Source organism: Paenibacillus sp. FSL P4-0081 (assembly GCF_000758565.1).
Taxonomy (GTDB): Bacteria; Bacillota; Bacilli; order Paenibacillales; family Paenibacillaceae; genus Paenibacillus_AQ; species Paenibacillus_AQ phytohabitans.
The window spans coordinates 5666521-5683929 of sequence record NZ_CP009280.1 but is presented as its reverse complement, the minus strand read 5'-3'; the positions used below and the strand labels follow the sequence as shown (position 1 = coordinate 5683929).

General features: G+C 53.6%; 12 protein-coding genes. 8 read left to right on the top strand and 4 right to left on the bottom strand.

Features of this window, described 5'->3' with window-relative positions:
• The first annotated feature begins 152 nt into the window (after window positions 1-152).
• From P40081_RS24480 to P40081_RS24465, 4 genes are all read left to right on the top strand, one after another.
• Window positions 153-2237: an alpha-glucuronidase family glycosyl hydrolase gene (locus P40081_RS24480; protein ID WP_042138864.1), complete on the top strand. Its 2085-nt coding sequence runs from the start codon at window positions 153-155 to the stop codon at window positions 2235-2237.
• A gap of 34 nt (window positions 2238-2271) precedes the next feature.
• Entirely contained in the window at window positions 2272-3066 is a 795-nt protein-coding gene (locus P40081_RS24475; protein WP_042138863.1) for a Nif3-like dinuclear metal center hexameric protein, read from the top strand.
• A gap of 403 nt (window positions 3067-3469) precedes the next feature.
• Window positions 3470-5080 (top strand): extracellular solute-binding protein, encoded by a 1611-nt coding sequence (locus P40081_RS24470; protein WP_042138862.1) that lies wholly within the window; start codon window positions 3470-3472, stop codon window positions 5078-5080.
• Window positions 5081-5133: 53 nt separating this feature from the next.
• Window positions 5134-8625 carry a glycoside hydrolase family 2 TIM barrel-domain containing protein gene (locus P40081_RS24465; protein WP_042138861.1) on the top strand — a complete coding sequence of 1164 codons (3492 nt, stop codon included), beginning with the start codon at window positions 5134-5136 and terminating at the stop codon, window positions 8623-8625.
• A gap of 56 nt (window positions 8626-8681) precedes the next feature.
• Here P40081_RS24465 and P40081_RS24460 read toward each other — a convergent pair whose 3' ends face one another.
• Window positions 8682-10007, bottom strand: a complete 1326-nt coding sequence (locus tag P40081_RS24460; protein ID WP_052421970.1) for a sugar phosphate nucleotidyltransferase — start codon at window positions 10005-10007, stop codon at window positions 8682-8684.
• A 14-nt stretch (window positions 10008-10021) separates the two neighbouring features.
• Window positions 10022-10837 carry a DUF6492 family protein gene (locus P40081_RS24455; RefSeq protein WP_042138860.1) on the bottom strand — a complete coding sequence of 272 codons (816 nt, stop codon included), beginning with the start codon at window positions 10835-10837 and terminating at the stop codon, window positions 10022-10024.
• A 211-nt stretch (window positions 10838-11048) separates the two neighbouring features.
• On the opposite strand from P40081_RS24455, the gene P40081_RS24450 reads away from it, so the two are divergent.
• The gene (locus tag P40081_RS24450) at window positions 11049-11804 is read left to right on the top strand and encodes a YheC/YheD family protein (RefSeq protein WP_042138859.1); all 756 of its coding nucleotides are present in this window, start codon (window positions 11049-11051) and stop codon (window positions 11802-11804) included.
• Between the two features lie 54 nt (window positions 11805-11858).
• On the opposite strand, the gene P40081_RS24445 is transcribed toward P40081_RS24450, so the two are convergent.
• Entirely contained in the window at window positions 11859-12437 is a 579-nt protein-coding gene (locus P40081_RS24445; RefSeq protein WP_042138858.1) for a TetR/AcrR family transcriptional regulator, read from the bottom strand.
• A 90-nt stretch (window positions 12438-12527) separates the two neighbouring features.
• The gene (locus P40081_RS24440; protein ID WP_042138857.1) at window positions 12528-13361 is read right to left on the bottom strand and encodes an SDR family oxidoreductase; all 834 of its coding nucleotides are present in this window, start codon (window positions 13359-13361) and stop codon (window positions 12528-12530) included.
• A gap of 369 nt (window positions 13362-13730) precedes the next feature.
• Between P40081_RS24440 and P40081_RS24435 the strand changes: the two genes are divergently transcribed.
• The 3 genes from P40081_RS24435 (at window position 13731) to fabZ (ending at window position 17336) form a co-directional block, all read left to right on the top strand.
• Entirely contained in the window at window positions 13731-14162 is a 432-nt protein-coding gene (locus tag P40081_RS24435; protein ID WP_197074262.1) for a MarR family winged helix-turn-helix transcriptional regulator, read from the top strand.
• Between the two features lie 43 nt (window positions 14163-14205).
• A complete protein-coding gene (locus P40081_RS24430; RefSeq protein ID WP_042138855.1) occupies window positions 14206-15594 on the top strand; it encodes an MATE family efflux transporter in 1389 nt (462 codons plus the stop codon).
• Between the two features lie 1313 nt (window positions 15595-16907).
• Window positions 16908-17336, top strand: a complete 429-nt coding sequence (fabZ, locus tag P40081_RS24420) for a 3-hydroxyacyl-ACP dehydratase FabZ (RefSeq protein WP_042138853.1) — start codon at window positions 16908-16910, stop codon at window positions 17334-17336.
• Window positions 17337-17409: the final 73 nt, after the last annotated feature.

The following is a 17409-nucleotide window of genomic DNA, read 5'->3' as shown; positions in this document are numbered from 1 at the left end:
GGCTGCGTGGTAGGATGAACCTGAACAGGAACTAGTATACAAGATGGGCGCAGAAGCCCGGGCTTCACCGGCTGTGTTTATACTGTGGCTCACGATACCTGCCCGGTCATACGCCCGCTAAGCATGAATAATACACTGGAGGAGATGTTGGCATGAGACAACAACCGGACAATCAGACTGCCGCAGTAGCCGGCAGCGGATACGACGCCTGGTTAAGCTACCCGAAGCTGCCACAAGGCAATCTATATAAGCAATATGTGAAATGGTGCGGAGCCGTATCCGTGACAGAAGAGCAGGAGACGGTGCAAGCCGCGCTGCGTGAATGGCAGAGAGGGATTGCCTCGATGCTGGACATTGAGGCAGGGGCTTCACCGGCTGCGGACGGATTCAGTGTGGCATTCGGCACCTTTAACGGCGGCAATCCGCGGGTCGAAGCCATATTTGACGAAGCAGCCGGACGGGCGGTGGGACCGGAAGGGTTCGCGATCCGCACCAGCCTGACCCATAAGTGTATTGCCGTAGGAGCTGCCTCACCGGCAGGTGTGCTGTATGGTGTCTTCCACCTCCTGCGCCTGATCGGAGGTCTGAAGGACATTGAGCATCTGGATGAAACCGTGAATCCGGTGAACGCGCTGCGCATGATTAACCATTGGGATAATTTCGACGGCAGTGTAGAGCGGGGATATTCGGGGAGATCCTTCCTCTATGAGAATAACCGCTTCACGGATGATCTTAACAGAATTACCGATTACGCGCGGCTGATGTCCACCGCAGGCATCAATGCCATTGCGATCAATAACGTGAACGTTCATGCGCTGGAAACTTTGTTTATCTCCACCTACCTGCCTGATGTTGCCAGAATCGCTGATGTATTCAGAACGTACGGCATCCGCCTGTTCCTGAGCGTGAACTTCGCCGGTCCGATGCATGAAGGGGAAGTTGGAACCGCAGATCCGCTGGATGCCGGAGTCCGGGAGTGGTGGAAGACGAAAGCGGCTGAAATCTATACGGTGATTCCCGATTTCGGCGGATTCGTGGTCAAGGCCGATTCAGAGAACCGGCCAGGCCCGTTCACCTACGGGCGGGATCATGCCGATGGCGCGAATATGCTGGCGGAGGCGCTGAAGCCGTTCGGCGGCATCGTCATCTGGCGCTGCTTCGTGTACAACTGCAAGCAGGACTGGCGTGACCGCAAGACAGACCGGGCGAGAGCAGCCTATGATCATTTCAAGCCGCTTGACGGTAAGTTCCATGATAACGTAATTCTGCAGATCAAGAACGGCCCGATGGATTTCCAGGTCAGAGAGCCGGTATCTCCGCTGTTCGGGGCGCTTGAACAGACCAATCAGGTGATTGAATTTCAAATTGCCCAGGAGTATACCGGACAGCAGCGTCATGTCTGTTACCTGGTTCCGCAGTGGAAAGAGATTATGGAATTTGACACGCTGGCCCAAGGCGGAACGGCTCCGGTGAAGCATATCGTCGACGGCTCGCTATGGGGCAACCGTTACAGCGGTGTGGCTGCAGTATCCAATGTGGGCAATGACCGGAATTGGACCGGGCATCTGCTGGCCCAGGCGAATCTTTACGGATTCGGGCGGCTGGCCTGGAACCCGGAGCTTAGCGCGGAAGAAATTGCTGCGGAGTGGATCGCCCTGACGTTTGGTACAGACGCTGCGGTTGCCGGCGTAATCAGCCGGATTTTACTGGATTCCTGGGAGATTTACGAATCCTATACGGCACCGCTTGGCGTGGGCTGGATGATTAATCCCGAGCATCACTACGGCCCTAATGTGGACGGCTATGAATATTCACAATGGGGTACCTACCATTATGCCGATCATCAGGGAATCGGTGTAGACCGGACTGTGGCCACAGGCACCGGCTACAGCGCCCAGTATATGGGCAGCAATGCACAGCGATATGATTCGCTGGAAGAATGTCCGGATGAGCTGCTGCTGTTCTTCCATCATGTGCCGTATACCCATGTGCTGCATTCCGGCAAAACTGTGATTCAGCATATCTACGACACCCATTTTGAAGGTGCGGTACGTGCTGCCGGGCTGCTGGCTGCCTGGAGCGGATTGAAGGGCAGGATCGCAGAGGGGCTGTATGTACAGGTAGAGGAACGTCTGCGGGGACAGGCTGCGCATGCCAAGGAGTGGCGCGACCAGATCAATACTTACTTTTACCGCAAGAGCGGCATAGAAGATTCCGGAGCACGCAAGATTTATTGAGAGTTAATAGGGAACTATTAGGAGGGGCAGGTTCATGACGCTCACTTTCGGACAGGTTATCGGACATTTAACAGCAGGCATCCGCAAGCCGGATGGAACGGTAGACAGGCTGGAGCCGGGAGCTCCGGAGTCGGAGGTGCAGGGGATTGTGACCGCCTTCTCGGCTTCGCAATATGTAATTGAGCAGGCGGCCTTGCTTGGCGCGAATCTGATCATTACGCATGAAGGTATTTATTACAGCCATCAGGATAACCGGGAGGGGCTGGAGAATGATCCTGTCTACCGGCAGAAATCTGAACTGGTCGCCAGCACCGGTGTAGGTATCTACCGCTTCCATGATCATGTGCACCGCTATACACCGGACGGGATCATAGAAGGGCTGCTGCGGGAGCTGGAATGGGAGCCGTATGTCGAACGGCATCTGCCCCATGTGTCTATTCTCTCGGTCCCTGCTGCGTCAGTTTCAGAGATTGCAGGATATTTGAAGCGGCAGCTGCATATCCCCTATGTCCGCGCAGCAGGCAATTTATCCGCTGTATGCAGCAGAGTGGGCGTGCTGGTTGGCTACAGAGGCGGTGGTGCAGCTGCCATTCCCCTATTTGAGCAGGAGTCACTTGATCTGATTATCGCCGGTGAAGGCCCGGAGTGGGAGACCCCGGAATATATCCGGGATGCCGTCCGGCAGGGCCGAAGCCGGGCATTAATTATGCTGGGCCATGCGGAGAGTGAAGCGCCGGGGATGAAGCTGCTGGCGCAGCGGCTGGCCTTGCAGTTTCCGGATGTGCCGGTGCATTACATTCAGGAACAGCCCGTTTATCAGATTGTATAATTAACGGAACCTCTTTGAAGGTGTGAAGACCAAGGGACAATGGCTGTCCCTTCAGGACTCCTGCCGGCAAGGGGGTTTTGAACGTTCAGCTGGAACATCCCGCCGGATTGCGCTGGACAGCGGCATTGTATGCAGACTGCCGGTCTGGTTCATATTGCGGATTGCCCCCCGGGCGCAACTATCATATAGTGGAATTCTATATGAGGTTAGGCAGTGCAGAAGATGAAGCGCCATCTGGATAGCCAATTTCACGACAGGAGGATAGAATCAGGCTTATTCTATTCTCCTTTTGCGTTTTTAGCCATTGATTCCGCATTTTGAATATTGATTGTATACAAGATTCAGCTTACATTGTAGAGGCATCAAGCCATCAACTACACCTATAACGGAGGTCGTATCAGTGATGAATTCATCCAGATCGCAAAAGCTGCATAAACCGCTTATCGTTGTGTTAGGTCTCACATTGCTTGCTGCAGGCTGCAGCAGCTCCAAGAAGGATAATTATGAAAGCGCTTCTGTCACTCCTGCCGGAAATGCCCCGGCTTCCAATGAAGCCGCGGCAGCTTTCACTTATCCGATGACGGGCGGCATAGAGCTGACTTATATGAATGAACAGCTGGGAGGTACGCCGGAACGGCTGCCTGTCGATGACGAATATGAGAAGCGGACAGGAATCGCAATCAGACAGCTGGGCGGAACACCGATGACCGACCAGAAGTTCAGTCTGCTGCTGGCCTCGGGCGAGCTGCCGGATATCTTCCTCAATACCTGGCTGCAATACCCGGGCGGACCTGATAAAGCCGTGGAGCAGGGTTACATTCTGAAGCTCAATGATCTGATCGATCAATATGCGCCCAACTTGAAGAAGACCCTTCAGGAGAACCCGGATATCGACAAAATGATCAAAACCGATGACGGTACGTATTACGCCTTCCCGTTCATCCGCTCGGAGATCGGCCGGGTCTACGGGGGGCCGATTATCCGCAAGGATTGGCTCGATGAGCTGAATCTCGGCATCCCGGAAACGATTGAGGAGTGGCATACCGTACTGACTGCTTTTAAAGACAAGAAAAATGCAGCCTCACCCGTAACCTTCCGTACGATATTCCTGGGAGAGCGGACTGGAGGGTTCGCCGGAGCGTTCGGTGTGATGGGTAACTTCTACGTTAACGACGGCAAAGTAGTCTATGGCTATCTGGAGCCTGGCTACAAGGAATACCTCAATACCATGAGCCGGTGGTACAAAGAAGGGCTGATTGACAAGGATTTCGCTTCGATTGACGGCGCTACCGTTGACAAGAAAATGACCTCGAATGTAAGCGGAGCAACGATCGGCTGGCAGTACTATATTGAGAAATATAACTCAGCCGTGCAGGAATCGGACGCGGAAGCCGATTTTGTAGCCGCTCCATACCCGTCTGCGGTCAAAGGCGGCCTTCCTGAGTTCGGCCAGCTGGATAATGCCTATGCGGGGACAAGCTCGGCAGCCATCTCAGCCACAACCAAAAATGTCGAAGCCGCTATGCGCTGGCTGGATTATGCTTTTACCGAAGAAGGCAGCAAGCTGAATACCTATGGGATTGAAGGCATTACCTATACGCTGGAAAACGGCAAGCCCGTCTATACCGATCTTGTGGTTAAGAATCCCGAAGGCCTCGGCAGCGACCAGGTCATGTCCAAGTATTCGCACGGCACCAACTTCCCGATGATTCAGCAGGACAACAATCTGCCGGCGAAATATCCGGCAACCACAGAATCTATCGGCATCTGGAAACAGACCAATCATGAGAGCCACCTGTTGCCTCCGGTAACGCCAACCGCCGAAGAAGCGGATGAAATGAGCAGCATTATGAACGACATCAATGCTTTTGTGAAAGATATTGAGCTCAAGATCATTCTGGGCACCGATTCCGTAGACAATTACGATAACTATGTGCAGCAGATGAGGGACCTGGGCATCGGGCGCGCGCTGGAAATTCAACAAGCGGCCTATGAACGTTACCTGAACCGTTAGACGATGCTCATATTTCCAGGCTTATACTACCAAACCTTTAGGAGGAATTATCCATGAGTCAAAAAAGGAAACTCAGCAATGGCTGGCAGTTCAGCAAGCAGCCGCTTCATTCGGAGCTTGCCGAGGTGGCCGCAGGTGCAGACTGGATGACGGTTACGCTGCCGCATGACTGGCTGATCTATGATACCCGCAATCTCTACGAGAACGGGGAGGGCTGGTACCGCACCAGCCTTACGTTCGAAGAAGTACCTGCAGATGAGCTTGTGTCCTTGCGTTTCGAGGGAGTGTATATGAACTCGACGCTGTACGTGAACGGACAAGTGGCGGGTGAGTGGAAATACGGATATTCCACCTTTGAATTCGATATCACCCCGTACCTGATAGCGGGAGACAATGAAGTCTATATGCGTGTGATCCACGAATCCCCCAATTCCCGCTGGTACTCCGGCGCCGGAATTTACCGGCCGGTCTGGCTGAAGACAATGCCGAAGACGCATATGGCTGCTGACGGAATTTATATTGCGGCTAGAGTAGCGGCGGAGGGTGAAGCCTGGACTGTAGACGTGGATGTGGAGCTGCATACTGCTGAAGCTGGGGCGTCAGGCAGGGAGCTGAAGCTGCGGCATAGCATTCTGGATGCGCAAGGAACGGTAATTGCCGCAGGAACCTCTGAGGTGCCTGTGATGCAGAGCGGTTCAGCCGTACATAACCACATCCGCCTGACGGTTGATCACCCGTTGCTATGGGATATTACCAGTCCCCATCTCTATACTCTGCAATCTGAACTGCTGGCAGACGATGAGGTCATTGAAGTGGAGAAGGAGAGCTTTGGCTTCCGGACGATGGAGCTGGACAGTGACAAGGGCTTCTTCCTCAACGGCCGTCATGTCAAAATATACGGAGTCTGCCAGCATCACGACCTCGGTGCTCTGGGTGCTGCTGTGAACAAGGCGGCGCTGCGCCGCCAGTTCGTCCTGCTGCAGGAAATGGGCGTCAATGCCATCCGCACCGCGCATAATATGCCCGCAGTAGAGCTTATGGAGCTGGCCGATGAAATGGGGCTGCTGATTGTGTCGGAAGCCTTCGACATGTGGGAGCGCAGCAAGACACCTTATGACTATGCCCGGTTCTATCCGGAGTGGTGGAAGCGCGATATTGCCAGCTGGGTGCGGCGGGACCGCAACCGGCCAAGCCTGCTGATGTGGAGCATCGGCAACGAGATTTATGATACCCATGCAGACAGCCGCGGCCAGGAGCTCACCCGGGAGCTGCAGGAGGAAGTGCTGGTCCATGATCCGCGCGGCAATGCTTTTGTTACCATTGGCTCGAACTATATGCCCTGGGAGAATGCCCAGAAATGCGCCGATATCGTCAAGGTGGCAGGCTACAACTATGCGGAGAAATATTATGAGCAGCATCACCGGGAACATCCGGACTGGATAATCTACGGCAGTGAGACCTGCTCGACAGTGCAGAGCCGGGGAGTCTATCATTTCCCGCTGGCTCAATCTGTTCTGGCCGATGATGATCAGCAGTGCTCTTCGCTAGGGAACAGTTCTACCAGCTGGGGTGCCAAAAGCACGGAGGCCTGCATCACCGCAGACCGGGATGCTTCCTTCTCGCTGGGACAGTTTCTCTGGACGGGCTTTGACTATATCGGGGAACCGACTCCTTATCACACCAAGAACTCATACTTCGGGCAGCTGGATACCGCCGGTTTCCCTAAGGATTCCTATTATATCTATCAGGCAGAATGGACGGATTACCGCACGCATCCGATGATTCATATTTTTCCTTACTGGGATTTCTCGCAGGGCCAGCTGATTGATGTACGGGTCTGCTCGAATGCTCCGCGCATTGAGCTGTTCATGAATGAAGTGTCGCAGGGCAGCGTGGACATCGATCATGTCCACGGACATAAGCTACTTGGAGAATGGCAGCTGCCTTACGCGGACGGTGTCCTGCGTGCAGCTGCTTATGATGAGCAGGGGAATGTAATCGCTGTGGAGCAGATTTCCTCCTTCGGGGATGCAGCTTTGCTGGTGTTAACTCCAGACAAGCAGGAGATTTCCGCAGACGGTACGGACCTTATCTTCGTAACGGTCAGCACGCTGGATCAGTCGGGGCGTCCGGTAGCGAATGCCAATAACCGGGTTCACCTCAGTGTTGAGGGCCCCGGACGGTTGATCGGTCTGGATAACGGGGACAGCACGGACTATGATTCCTACAAAGGCGTAAGCCGCCGCCTGTTCAGCGGTAAGCTGCTGGCAGTGATTGCCGGTACATTGGAGCCCGGAACGATTACGCTGCGTGCGGCTTCGGCGGATCTGGCTTCGGCTGAGCTTACGCTGCGGTCGGTGCTTCCCGCACCGGGAACGATTGCTGAAGATGAGCTGTATCTGTATGCGCATAACCCGCTGGAGGCAGAGGCGGCATCCGGTAATCCGGAGAGCGGCAAGGAAGAGGGGATCCCGGTCCGCAAGCTGGAGATGATCTGCCCTGAGGGTAATATTCTGACGCCGGCGCAGCCTTCACTTCCGGTCCGGGTAAAGCTGCATCCGCAGGGTGCCGCCTGGCAGGATGTCGAGTGGCGGATCACCAACGCCGCCGGAATTGATGCCAATATTGCCACCATTGAGACCAGCGGGCATGAAGCCGTAATCACGGCTTTGGGTGATGGCGATGTATACATCCGCTGCGGGACAGCCAATGGTGCAGACGGCATCCGGCTCTATTCACAGATGGAATTCAAGCTTACAGGGCTTGGCCAGGCTTATCTGAATCCGTATGAATTTATCTCCTCCGGATTCAACAGCAGCCATAGCCGGAATCTGACCAACGGCAATGAACGCGGTGTGGCTACAGCCCGGGAAGGGGAGAGCCGGATCTGCTTCGAACGGATTGACTTTGGGAATGATGGAGCCGATGAGATCGTTCTGCCAATCTTCTCGCTGGATGATCAGGAACTCCCGATTGAGATATGGGAAGGCATTCCCGGAGAGAATGGTGCCGAATTACTCACCACAGTCACTTACCAGAAGCCGTCCCGCTGGAATGTGTACCAGGAAGCAAGCTATACGCTGCCCAAAAGGCTGACAGGCATCACTTCACTGTCCTTCGTCCTGCGGAAGAAGATTCATCTGAAGGGCTTCTCGTTTGTGCGCAGGCACAAGGCGTATGAGCGTCTGGCTGCACAGGCCAACAGTGCCGTTTACGGGGATGTCTTCACCATAACGGAGGATGCCATTGAAGGGATCGGCAACAATGTCTCGCTTATATTTGCCGGGATGGACTTTGGCGGGGGGGAATGCTCAAGGGTTGTCATTTGCGGACGCTCAACGCTTGCGAACAATACGCTGCAGATCCTGTTCAGCGGTCCCGGCGGCGAATCCAAGCAGCTGATTGAATTTGCCGGGAGCGGCAGCTATACGGAGCGTGAATTCACTCTGGAGCCGCCGGTAAGCGGCAGCCAGACGGTCACCTTCCTGTTCCTGCCGGGCAGCCGGTTTGACTTCAAGTGGTTCCAGTTTTTGCCGTCCGTATAGCAATCAGGGATATCCCAAACAGCCATTCTATGGCGTTTGAGATATCCCTTTTTCTATCAGCTGCCATATATCCGCCCGTCATCGCCTGCTTCACTGATCCGTACCTCAATAAGCTTCATTGTGCTGACAGCCCTGACCGCATGCCGGTCTCCACGGGCTATAGTGAATATTCCGCCTGCCGATGCTGCGGCTGCGGCTCCGTTCACCGTGACCTCACCGTGACCCGATACAATCATCCATGTTTTGGCAGAATGCTTACAGTCCATTTCCGGGATGTCATGCTCCGGCAGCAGTCTTAATATCATCGTAAGTACAAGGCAGGTGCCATTTGCTGCCTGGTCCAGAAGGGTATAGCTGCCCCAGCCGGTCTCACCGTACCTCGGCTCCTGAACAGAATGCTCTTGCAGGATGTCCTTGATCATGTTTGCTTCCTTCCTGGCTGCAATCAGGATGCCTTCGGGGCTCGCTATGGCGACTATGCCGGATACACCGATTACATGCAGCGGAACCTTCAGCTCATTGACGATATGGGTATCCCGGCATTCCCCCCATAGGCCTCCTTCGCCAGTCAACGGAGAGTCCAGCCGGGCAGCGAGCGTATCCCAGCTTCCCAGATCAGACCACTCCCCCTTATGCCGTACAACGACTGCTTTGGTGCTGTGCTCCGCCACTTCCTTGTCGAAGCTGCGGACCGGAAGTCCGGCATATTGCGCAACAAATGCCGCATGATCAGCGGGCAGCCCCACCTTCTGGAGATGCGACAGCAGGAAGCTTAGCCGAAACGCGAATATCCCGCAGTTCCATAAAGCATGCTCCTTCATCAGCTCCCGGGCTTTGGCGATATCCGGCTTCTCTGCAAAAGAGAGCACCTGAGCATACGCCTCCGTGCCCCCTTGTGCCGGGACAATATAGCCGTATTGATCGGAAGGATAGGCAGGCTGGGTTCCAAGCAGGAGGAGTTCTGCCTGTGAGGATGCCAGAATATCCGGAAATTGAGGAAACAGCCGGAAGAAGTCTTCGTCCGCATACATATCAGCCGGAGCCACGCAGATGATGTCCTCCGGTCTAGCCTTTCCTGCGGAGTACAAATGCAGGGCGCCATAGGCGGCTGCCGTAAATGTGCCGCGCTTGTAAGGCTCCCCGATTACCGGAAACTTGTTTCCGGTATAGCGGCGGGTGATGGCCAGCTGGTCCTGATGTGCGACGAACAGCACGGATTCGTCAAGTCCCGCTTGACTGAGCTGGCGGCATACGCGTCCGATCATGGACTCTGTGCCCCCGTCAGGTGCAGGAAGCAGCGGCAGGAACATCTTGGAACGGATGCTGCCAGAGAGGGGCCATAGCCGCATACCGGAGCCCCCGCTTAGAAGAATAGTATGCAAGGCGGTCTGCCTCCTTAAGGTTTGGGCGGAGTGGAATATCCCTTGCGCTGATGGAAGGACAGCGAACGGTACGTACGGGCATACTTCTGAAGCTGCGCTTTGCCCAGGGAGGCCGCCGGAGTCTTCAGAGCTTTATTGTTGGCGTTCCTGAGCAGTACAGCAGCGCTGTTCCTGCTGTACACATAGTTGGCATAGGTTTCGAATTCGGAGAAGCCGAACTGCTTCGTTTTGTCGATGGAGCGGAGAATGGCGGCATGCCATGGCGTCCCGTGCCGGGCTTCAATAGTTCTTTTGAGACTGGCCAGCTTCGCAGACTCGAACAGCATATAGTGTGTAACAAAAGACTTAGGGGAAGGAGCGGCGGCGCCGAGCAGCTTCCGGTAGGTGCGGAAATATTCCGGCTGGCTCCAGCTGCGGCAGTAAAAGATGCTTTTCCCGCCGGAACGGAAACGATGGGGGCGAATCAGCACCGTATCCGCATCAACCACCAGGAAAAATTTCTCGCGGCAAATATGATCCCCGTTCATCTTAAGCAGCTGCTGGTACAGCCAGCCGGAACGGTTCCAGCGGGAAGAGGAGTAGCGTATAGCTTTCTTAGTGAACGGCAAAACGGTGGTTTCATCGACAAAGACACAATTTTTGCGGGAGCACAGCCCTCTGATTCTGCTGCTGTTCGGCGAGACAATATAAATATGGCTGATAGGGTGGCGGACGTAGCGGCGGAGACTGTCGATTACATGGGGTAGGGTGGCAAGATCCTTTTCAATAGCCGGGATCAGGACATCGATTGAAGGGCCGTTTTTCGATACTTTTTCCGAAGCAGCTGACATGGATTCATCTCCGTACCTGTATTGACACTTGAGCGTCTGCACTAGGGTATGCCTGCGGATTAACGGTTGACAGGGCCATGGTCCTGCTGAAAGATAATCTTCCCGTAGGGGGCAGATGCTTTATTCCAATACGCCTTCTTCCGCATAGAATGCAGCGACTATGCAAATCGAGGGAGGATGGAAAGCTCCTTCCGGACAGGAGAGTGCATGCGTGACAGCCAAACAGGTTCAGTCAGGTCAGAGCAAATGGTACAAGACCCAATTGTTGCTTAAGAACCAAACCATTACCCCTTTCATTCCGGATACCCGGAGGTTTACCAGACGCAATCTGGAGCAGATGATTCACAGCTATGGAATGATTTATGTCAAGCCGGAACGGGGAACCTATGGCAATGGAGTGATCCGCGCTGAGCGGGGGGAACGGCAGGGGTATACGTACCAGTATGAGGAAACGCGGCGCCATTTCGATACGTTTGAAGCTTTTCATAAAAGTCTCGCGAAGAAGATCGGCAGAAGGAGCTATCTGGTTCAAAAAGGTATCCATCTGCTGAAGCAGGGCGGGCGCCGTTTCGACATCCGGGTGATGGTGCAGCTCAGCCCCAAGGGCGTCTGGGAGGCTACCGGAATCATTGGCCGGCTGGGGCATCCGCGCAAAATAGTAACCAATTACCACAGCGGCGGCAAACCGACCGCAGTGGATCAGTTGCTCTCTACCCATCTGTCGGCCCACCAGCTCGTGCAGCTGAAGGGAGAACTAAACCGGCTGGGTACACGCATCGCAGTTCAAATGCAGAAGACCTATCCGCGCCACCGGCAATTCGGTGTAGACATCGGTCTTGACCGGACGCTCAAGCCATGGATTATTGAAGTGAACATGAATCCTGACCCGTATATTTTTAATCAGCTTAAGGATAAATCCATGTACCGCAGAGTGATGAGGTACCGGCGTTTTAGCCTGAAGCCATAGAGCATACAAAGAAGGCCTGCCAACGTGCAAGGCCTTTCTTTTGTGATCATTTTTTTATAGGCTTACGCTTTGCCAGCAGGAGTCAATTAGACCGTCGATCTCCTCGTCCTTAAGGTCCAGATAATGGTTCAGTGCGCTTTTCACGACATAGACGATGGAGCCGTAATGCATCTGCACCATGAACTTGGGGTCCATAGCGGTAAACAGCTTCTGTTCAACGGCTTCGGCGTAGAGCTTCTCCAGCGGATGACACCAGCCGCCTTCATAGGCCGCTTGCTTGACTTCATCATAGATATAGGGCGAGAACGAATACTGTTCGATAAATTGAAAGCCCTGCGGATACTCCAGTGACAGGGTGATCAGATTCCTCCAGGCCCGCTCCAGACGGGTGCGCAGAGGTTCGTCGGTATATACGCCGTCAAGCACCTTATGCCCGTTAAAAGTAACGATACCCCTATACAGCTCATTGATGATTGCTTCTTTACTCTCAAAATAATGATAGATGCTTCCGGTAGAAATCCCGGATTTCCTGGCAATCAGCGACATGGAAGTCGCCTGAAGCTCCTTCTCAATAATCAGACCCAGCGTCGTTTCCAGTACGGCCTGCTGAACCTTATTATAATTGTCGAACATAAACCCGCCTCCAATCGAACATTCATTCTAATGTAAGGCAAGAGGTTCCGGCTTGTCAAGGCACGCAGGGGGCGGCATTATGACTGCGTTTTAGCGGTTATTCTGCGCCATGCTCTCCAGATACTCTTCAATCGGCACGGAATTACGCAGCGCCATTAAGCTGTTCCCTGTATCGCCGATCACCGTCCGGAATTTGCTGCTTACCCCGGTGGCCAGGTCTGCTATCGCATCTACAATTACTTGCGGGTCATCCAGCTGGCTGTTGTCGCGGTTTCCCATAAGCGCACTCAGTTTATCCATCATCTCATCGTACACTGTAATCTTCTCATCTCTGTTCCAGATGATATTATTCGTGAAGTTATTGCCGGAAGAACCGCCTTGCTCGATCAGCCTCAGCTCAATATTCAGCGGCTTCAGCTCGTAGTACAACCCTTCGGTTAATCCTTCCAGCGCGAACTTGGACATGTTGTAGAGAGAGCCGAGCGGCACCGCAGTAGTCACACCCATGAAGGAGCTGATGTTGATGAACATCCCGCCGCCTTTGGCCCGGAAGTGAGGCAGGAAGCGGCGGATCACATTGATCGGTCCCCGGGTATTGACAGCGAATTGCCAATCGATATCCTTCTCAGCCGCCAGCTCCAGCGGTCCATAGGTGCCCATTCCTGCGTTGTTAACAACAACATCTATCTTGCCAAAAGCGTCTATAGCCGCATCCACAGCCGAACCCACCTGGTCCAGGTTTGTAACATCCAGTTTGAACAGCCTGATATTGTCGTACTGGCGCAGCTCCTGCCCGTTCTCCGGTGTACGCATAGTGGCCGCCACATTCCAGCCCATTTTGGCGAAATGAATCGCCGTAAGCTTTCCGAGTCCCGAACTGGTACCTGTGATGAAAATCGTTTGAGCTGCTGTGTTAGTAGACATGAATATTCCCTCCTATTATTAGATCGAACGATCATTCTAATGCGTGATAAAAAAATATACCATCCATTAGAATGATCATTCTAGGGACATTATTATCCTTTCGGCGGGGATTGTCAAGGATGAAGATACTTGCTGGTTAGATTCCGTTTAAACTCAGTTTACATTCCCTAAGTACATTAGGTCTGCAGCAGGGATCAAGGCTATGCCGAAAGGAGGAGAGGCTTAGGTCTGCTTCGGTATCCAGTTAGCTAAAAGATATCCAGATAATTAGAAGATGTCCAGATAGTTAGAACATTGACAGTTAGGATTCTATCTACTATGCTTGCTATATTACTTAGAATTCTATCTAATTGACAAGGGGACATGAAGATGACCGAACCTATTTTGCATACACCGTATTCAGATTTGATCCGTGAGATTGGCTTGAAGCTTAAGAGCTCTGCCGATGCCCGGCTGAACGAGCTGGGACTGAATTCCGCGCAAGGCCGGATGATCGGATATATCTATGAGAATCAGGACAAAGGCGTGATCCAGAAGGATCTGGCGGAGCAGTTCAAGCGGCGCGGGGCCAGCATCACCAGCATGCTCCAGGGCCTGGAGAAGAAAGGCTATATCGCCCGCGTCACCCATGAGAAGGATGAACGTCAGAAGAAGCTGACCGTATTGGAGAAGGGAGTTATCCTGGTCGAGGAGTTCAACCTTATGTTCTCGGATGTTGAAGCCGGTATTACCCGGCAGCTCAGCAAAGAGGAGGCATCAACCCTATTGTCGCTGCTGTCCAAAGTTAATCAAAGCTTGTAATGGAATGAATTGGTTATGAAAGTACACGTTTGGAGGAATGAATATGAACAAGGAAGTATCCAACCAATATTACCTGGAATCCGCTCCAATGAAAAAGGCGATATTCCATTTGTCGGTTCCCATGATGATCGGCATGTCAGTCGGAACGGTCTACAATGTGATCAACGCGTATTTCATCGGCCTGCTGCATAATACGGGGATGCTGACGGCGATCACGCTGGGCTTGCCGATTTTCACCGTCCTGATGGCCTTCGGCAATGTGTTCGGAGTGGGGGGCGGAACCTTCGTCACCCGGCTGGCCGGGGAGAAGAATACGGAGAAAGGCAAGCGGATCGCCGGATATACCTTCTATGCAAGCATCATTGCCGGAATCGTTATCGCGCTGCTGGCGCTGCTGGCGATTAATCCGCTCACCCGCCTGCTCGGTGCGGATGCGGCAACCTTCGATTACACGAAGACCTATGCCCTGACGATGTTCGCCGGGGGCTTCGCGATTGTGCTTAATTTTGCGCTCGAACAGCTGGTCCGCGCTGAGGGGGCGTCGAGGGAGTCCATGTATGGTATTTTTATCAGCACGGCGCTCAGTCTGATCTTTGACCCGCTGTTTATTTTGATTCTGGGCTGGCATGTAGCCGGAGCGGCGCTGGCCATGTGCCTGGCTAACCTCGGATCGGCACTCTATTATCTCTATTATCTGGAGAAACGGAGTGAGAATCTCAGGGGGTTCCTGAAGCATTTCAGAATATCCCTGCAGGATAAGCTGGAGATCTATAAAGTCGGCATCACGGAGCTGCTGCAATGCGCTTTTCTGATTGTGACGACACTGCTGCTTAATAACTATTCCATCCAGTATGGTGATAATGTGGTAGCCGGGTTCGGGGTGGCGCTGAGAATTGTGCAGATTCCCGAGTTCCTGTCGATGGGACTGTTCCTGGGCCTGATCCCGCTCTTCGCCTTTAACTATGCCAGCAGGAACAGAGCCAGACTTACCTCAAGTATTAAGTATGCTTTTGGCTATATCGCCAGCATTGCGGTGGTATTTGTCAGTCTGGTCTATGTGTTCCGGGGACCTATCCTGCATTTGTTCTCCAATGATAACTCGGTGATCAGCATGGGGATTTACATCCTGGCAGCCATGCTCATCTCCGCGCTGTTCAATGGTTTCACCGGTCTGTTCATGAGCATCTTCCAGGCTACAGGCCAAGGCGCACAGGCGGGGATTATGGCAGTTACGCAAGGCGTGCTCTATATCCCGGTGATTATCGTGCTGCATCATTTCTTCGGCCTGCATGGCGTGATCTGGTCCATGACCGTTACCGAGGTGACGACAAGCCTCCTGGGCGTGATTCTGTTCATCGGCTTCAACCGGAAGCTGGGGAGATTGGGTAGTGTAGACGATCCGGAGGGGGCTGCTCCGGTGGCGTCGGTGTGACGCCTGAAGAACTGAAGACTTGAAGACCTGAAGACCTGAAGACCTGAAGACCTGAAGACCTGAAGACTTGAAGACCTGAAGACCTGAAGACCTGAAGACCTGAAGCTCAGAAGCTCAGAAACCCTAAGTAAATTACTTAGAATTCTTTAAAAACCTTGAATCTATATAGGGTAAACTTAGAATCTGAATTGCTGCATGTACGAAACCTTGCTCTGCAGGAGGGTCGTCCATCGGCTGGTCAATATTCTTAAGTTGCGCTTATATACAAGGTTTTTTGGCGTTTAGGAAATTATGCGATGTATTCATGGGACCCCCGAAGTAGGCTATGAGATGAAATGAGGGGCAAAAGTGCCCCTCATTCCTGTGGAGGTGGGCCTGGAGGGGGAAATGAGGGGCAAAGGTGCCCCTGATTCCGGTGGAGGTGGGCCTGGAGTAGGGAATGAGGGGCAAAAGTGCCCCTGGTTCCGGTGGAAGTGGGCCTGGAGGGTGAATGAGGGGCAAAAGTGCCCCTGGTTCCGGTGGAAGTAGGCCTGGAGTGGGAAATGAGGGGCAGAAGTGCCCCTGATTCCGGTGGAAGTGGGCCTGGAGTAGGGAATGAGGGGCAAAAAGTGCCCCTGATTCCGGTGGAGGTGGGCCTGGAGTAGGGAATGAGGGGCAAAAGTGCCCCTCATTCCGGTGGAGGTGGGCCTGGAGTAGGGAATGAGGGGTAAAAAGTGCCCCTGGTTCCGGTGGAAGTGGGGCGCAGATGAAAAATATAGGGAGAAATCCCACTAATTATGCCGAAAGTAGGCAGAATGAGGGGAATATAGGGAGAAATCCCATTAAATACACCAAAAGTAGGCGAGACGAGTGAAATTAGAGGGATAAATCCCTTTAATTCTGCTGCAAGTGGGTTAGTGAGTGGAACGAAGGGGGACAGCGTCTCGCAATACGCCTTATCATCGCCAGCACCTATAACACTCCGTCCGCTCTCACCTCCCAACTCGCCCCCGCCGCACCACCGCCAGTCATCAGCACCCACCGCCCCCGCCGCACCACCGCCAGTCATCAGCACCCACCGCCCCCGCCGCACCACCGCCAGTCATCAGCACCCAGCGCCCCCGCCCGCACCACCGCCAGTCACCGGCACCCAGCGCCCCCGCCCGCACCCCGCCAGTTACCGGCACCCACCGCCCCCGCCCGCACCCCGCCAGTCACCGGCACCATAACTTCACCCTGGTTACTTGCCGCCCGCATCCGCCCAACTCCTGCATAGCTAAATCCCGCTGCTTTATAGTAAAATGAGATAAATTTAATCACAGAGGAGTTACTGTATGCTGGACGTCAATGAAATTCAGGCGCGGATTCCCCACCGTTATCCGTTTCTGCTGGTAGACCGGATCACCGAGCTTGAAGAAGGCAAGCGGGCGGTCGGGATTAAGAATGTGAGTATAAACGAACCATTCTTCCAGGGGCATTTCCCCGGATATCCGGTGATGCCGGGTGTATTGATCGTAGAGGCATTGGCCCAGGTAGGCGGTATAGCCATGTCCAAGCAGGAAGAGGGCGGAAGCACCATCGGACTGCTCACGGGAATCGACAATTGCCGGTTTAAGCGTCAAGTGAAGCCGGGAGATCGGCTGCGCCTTGAATTTGAAGTTACCCGGATCAAAGGGATGATTGTAAAAGGAACCGGGACCGCCACTGTAGACGGTGAGCGGGTGTGCGAGGCAGAGATTATGTTTGCGTTCAGCGGGCAATAACTAGCGGAAAAGGTGGCTGGAGAAAGATCATGAGAAAAAGTGTTGTGTTTAAAACGGTTTCATGCTATTTTAT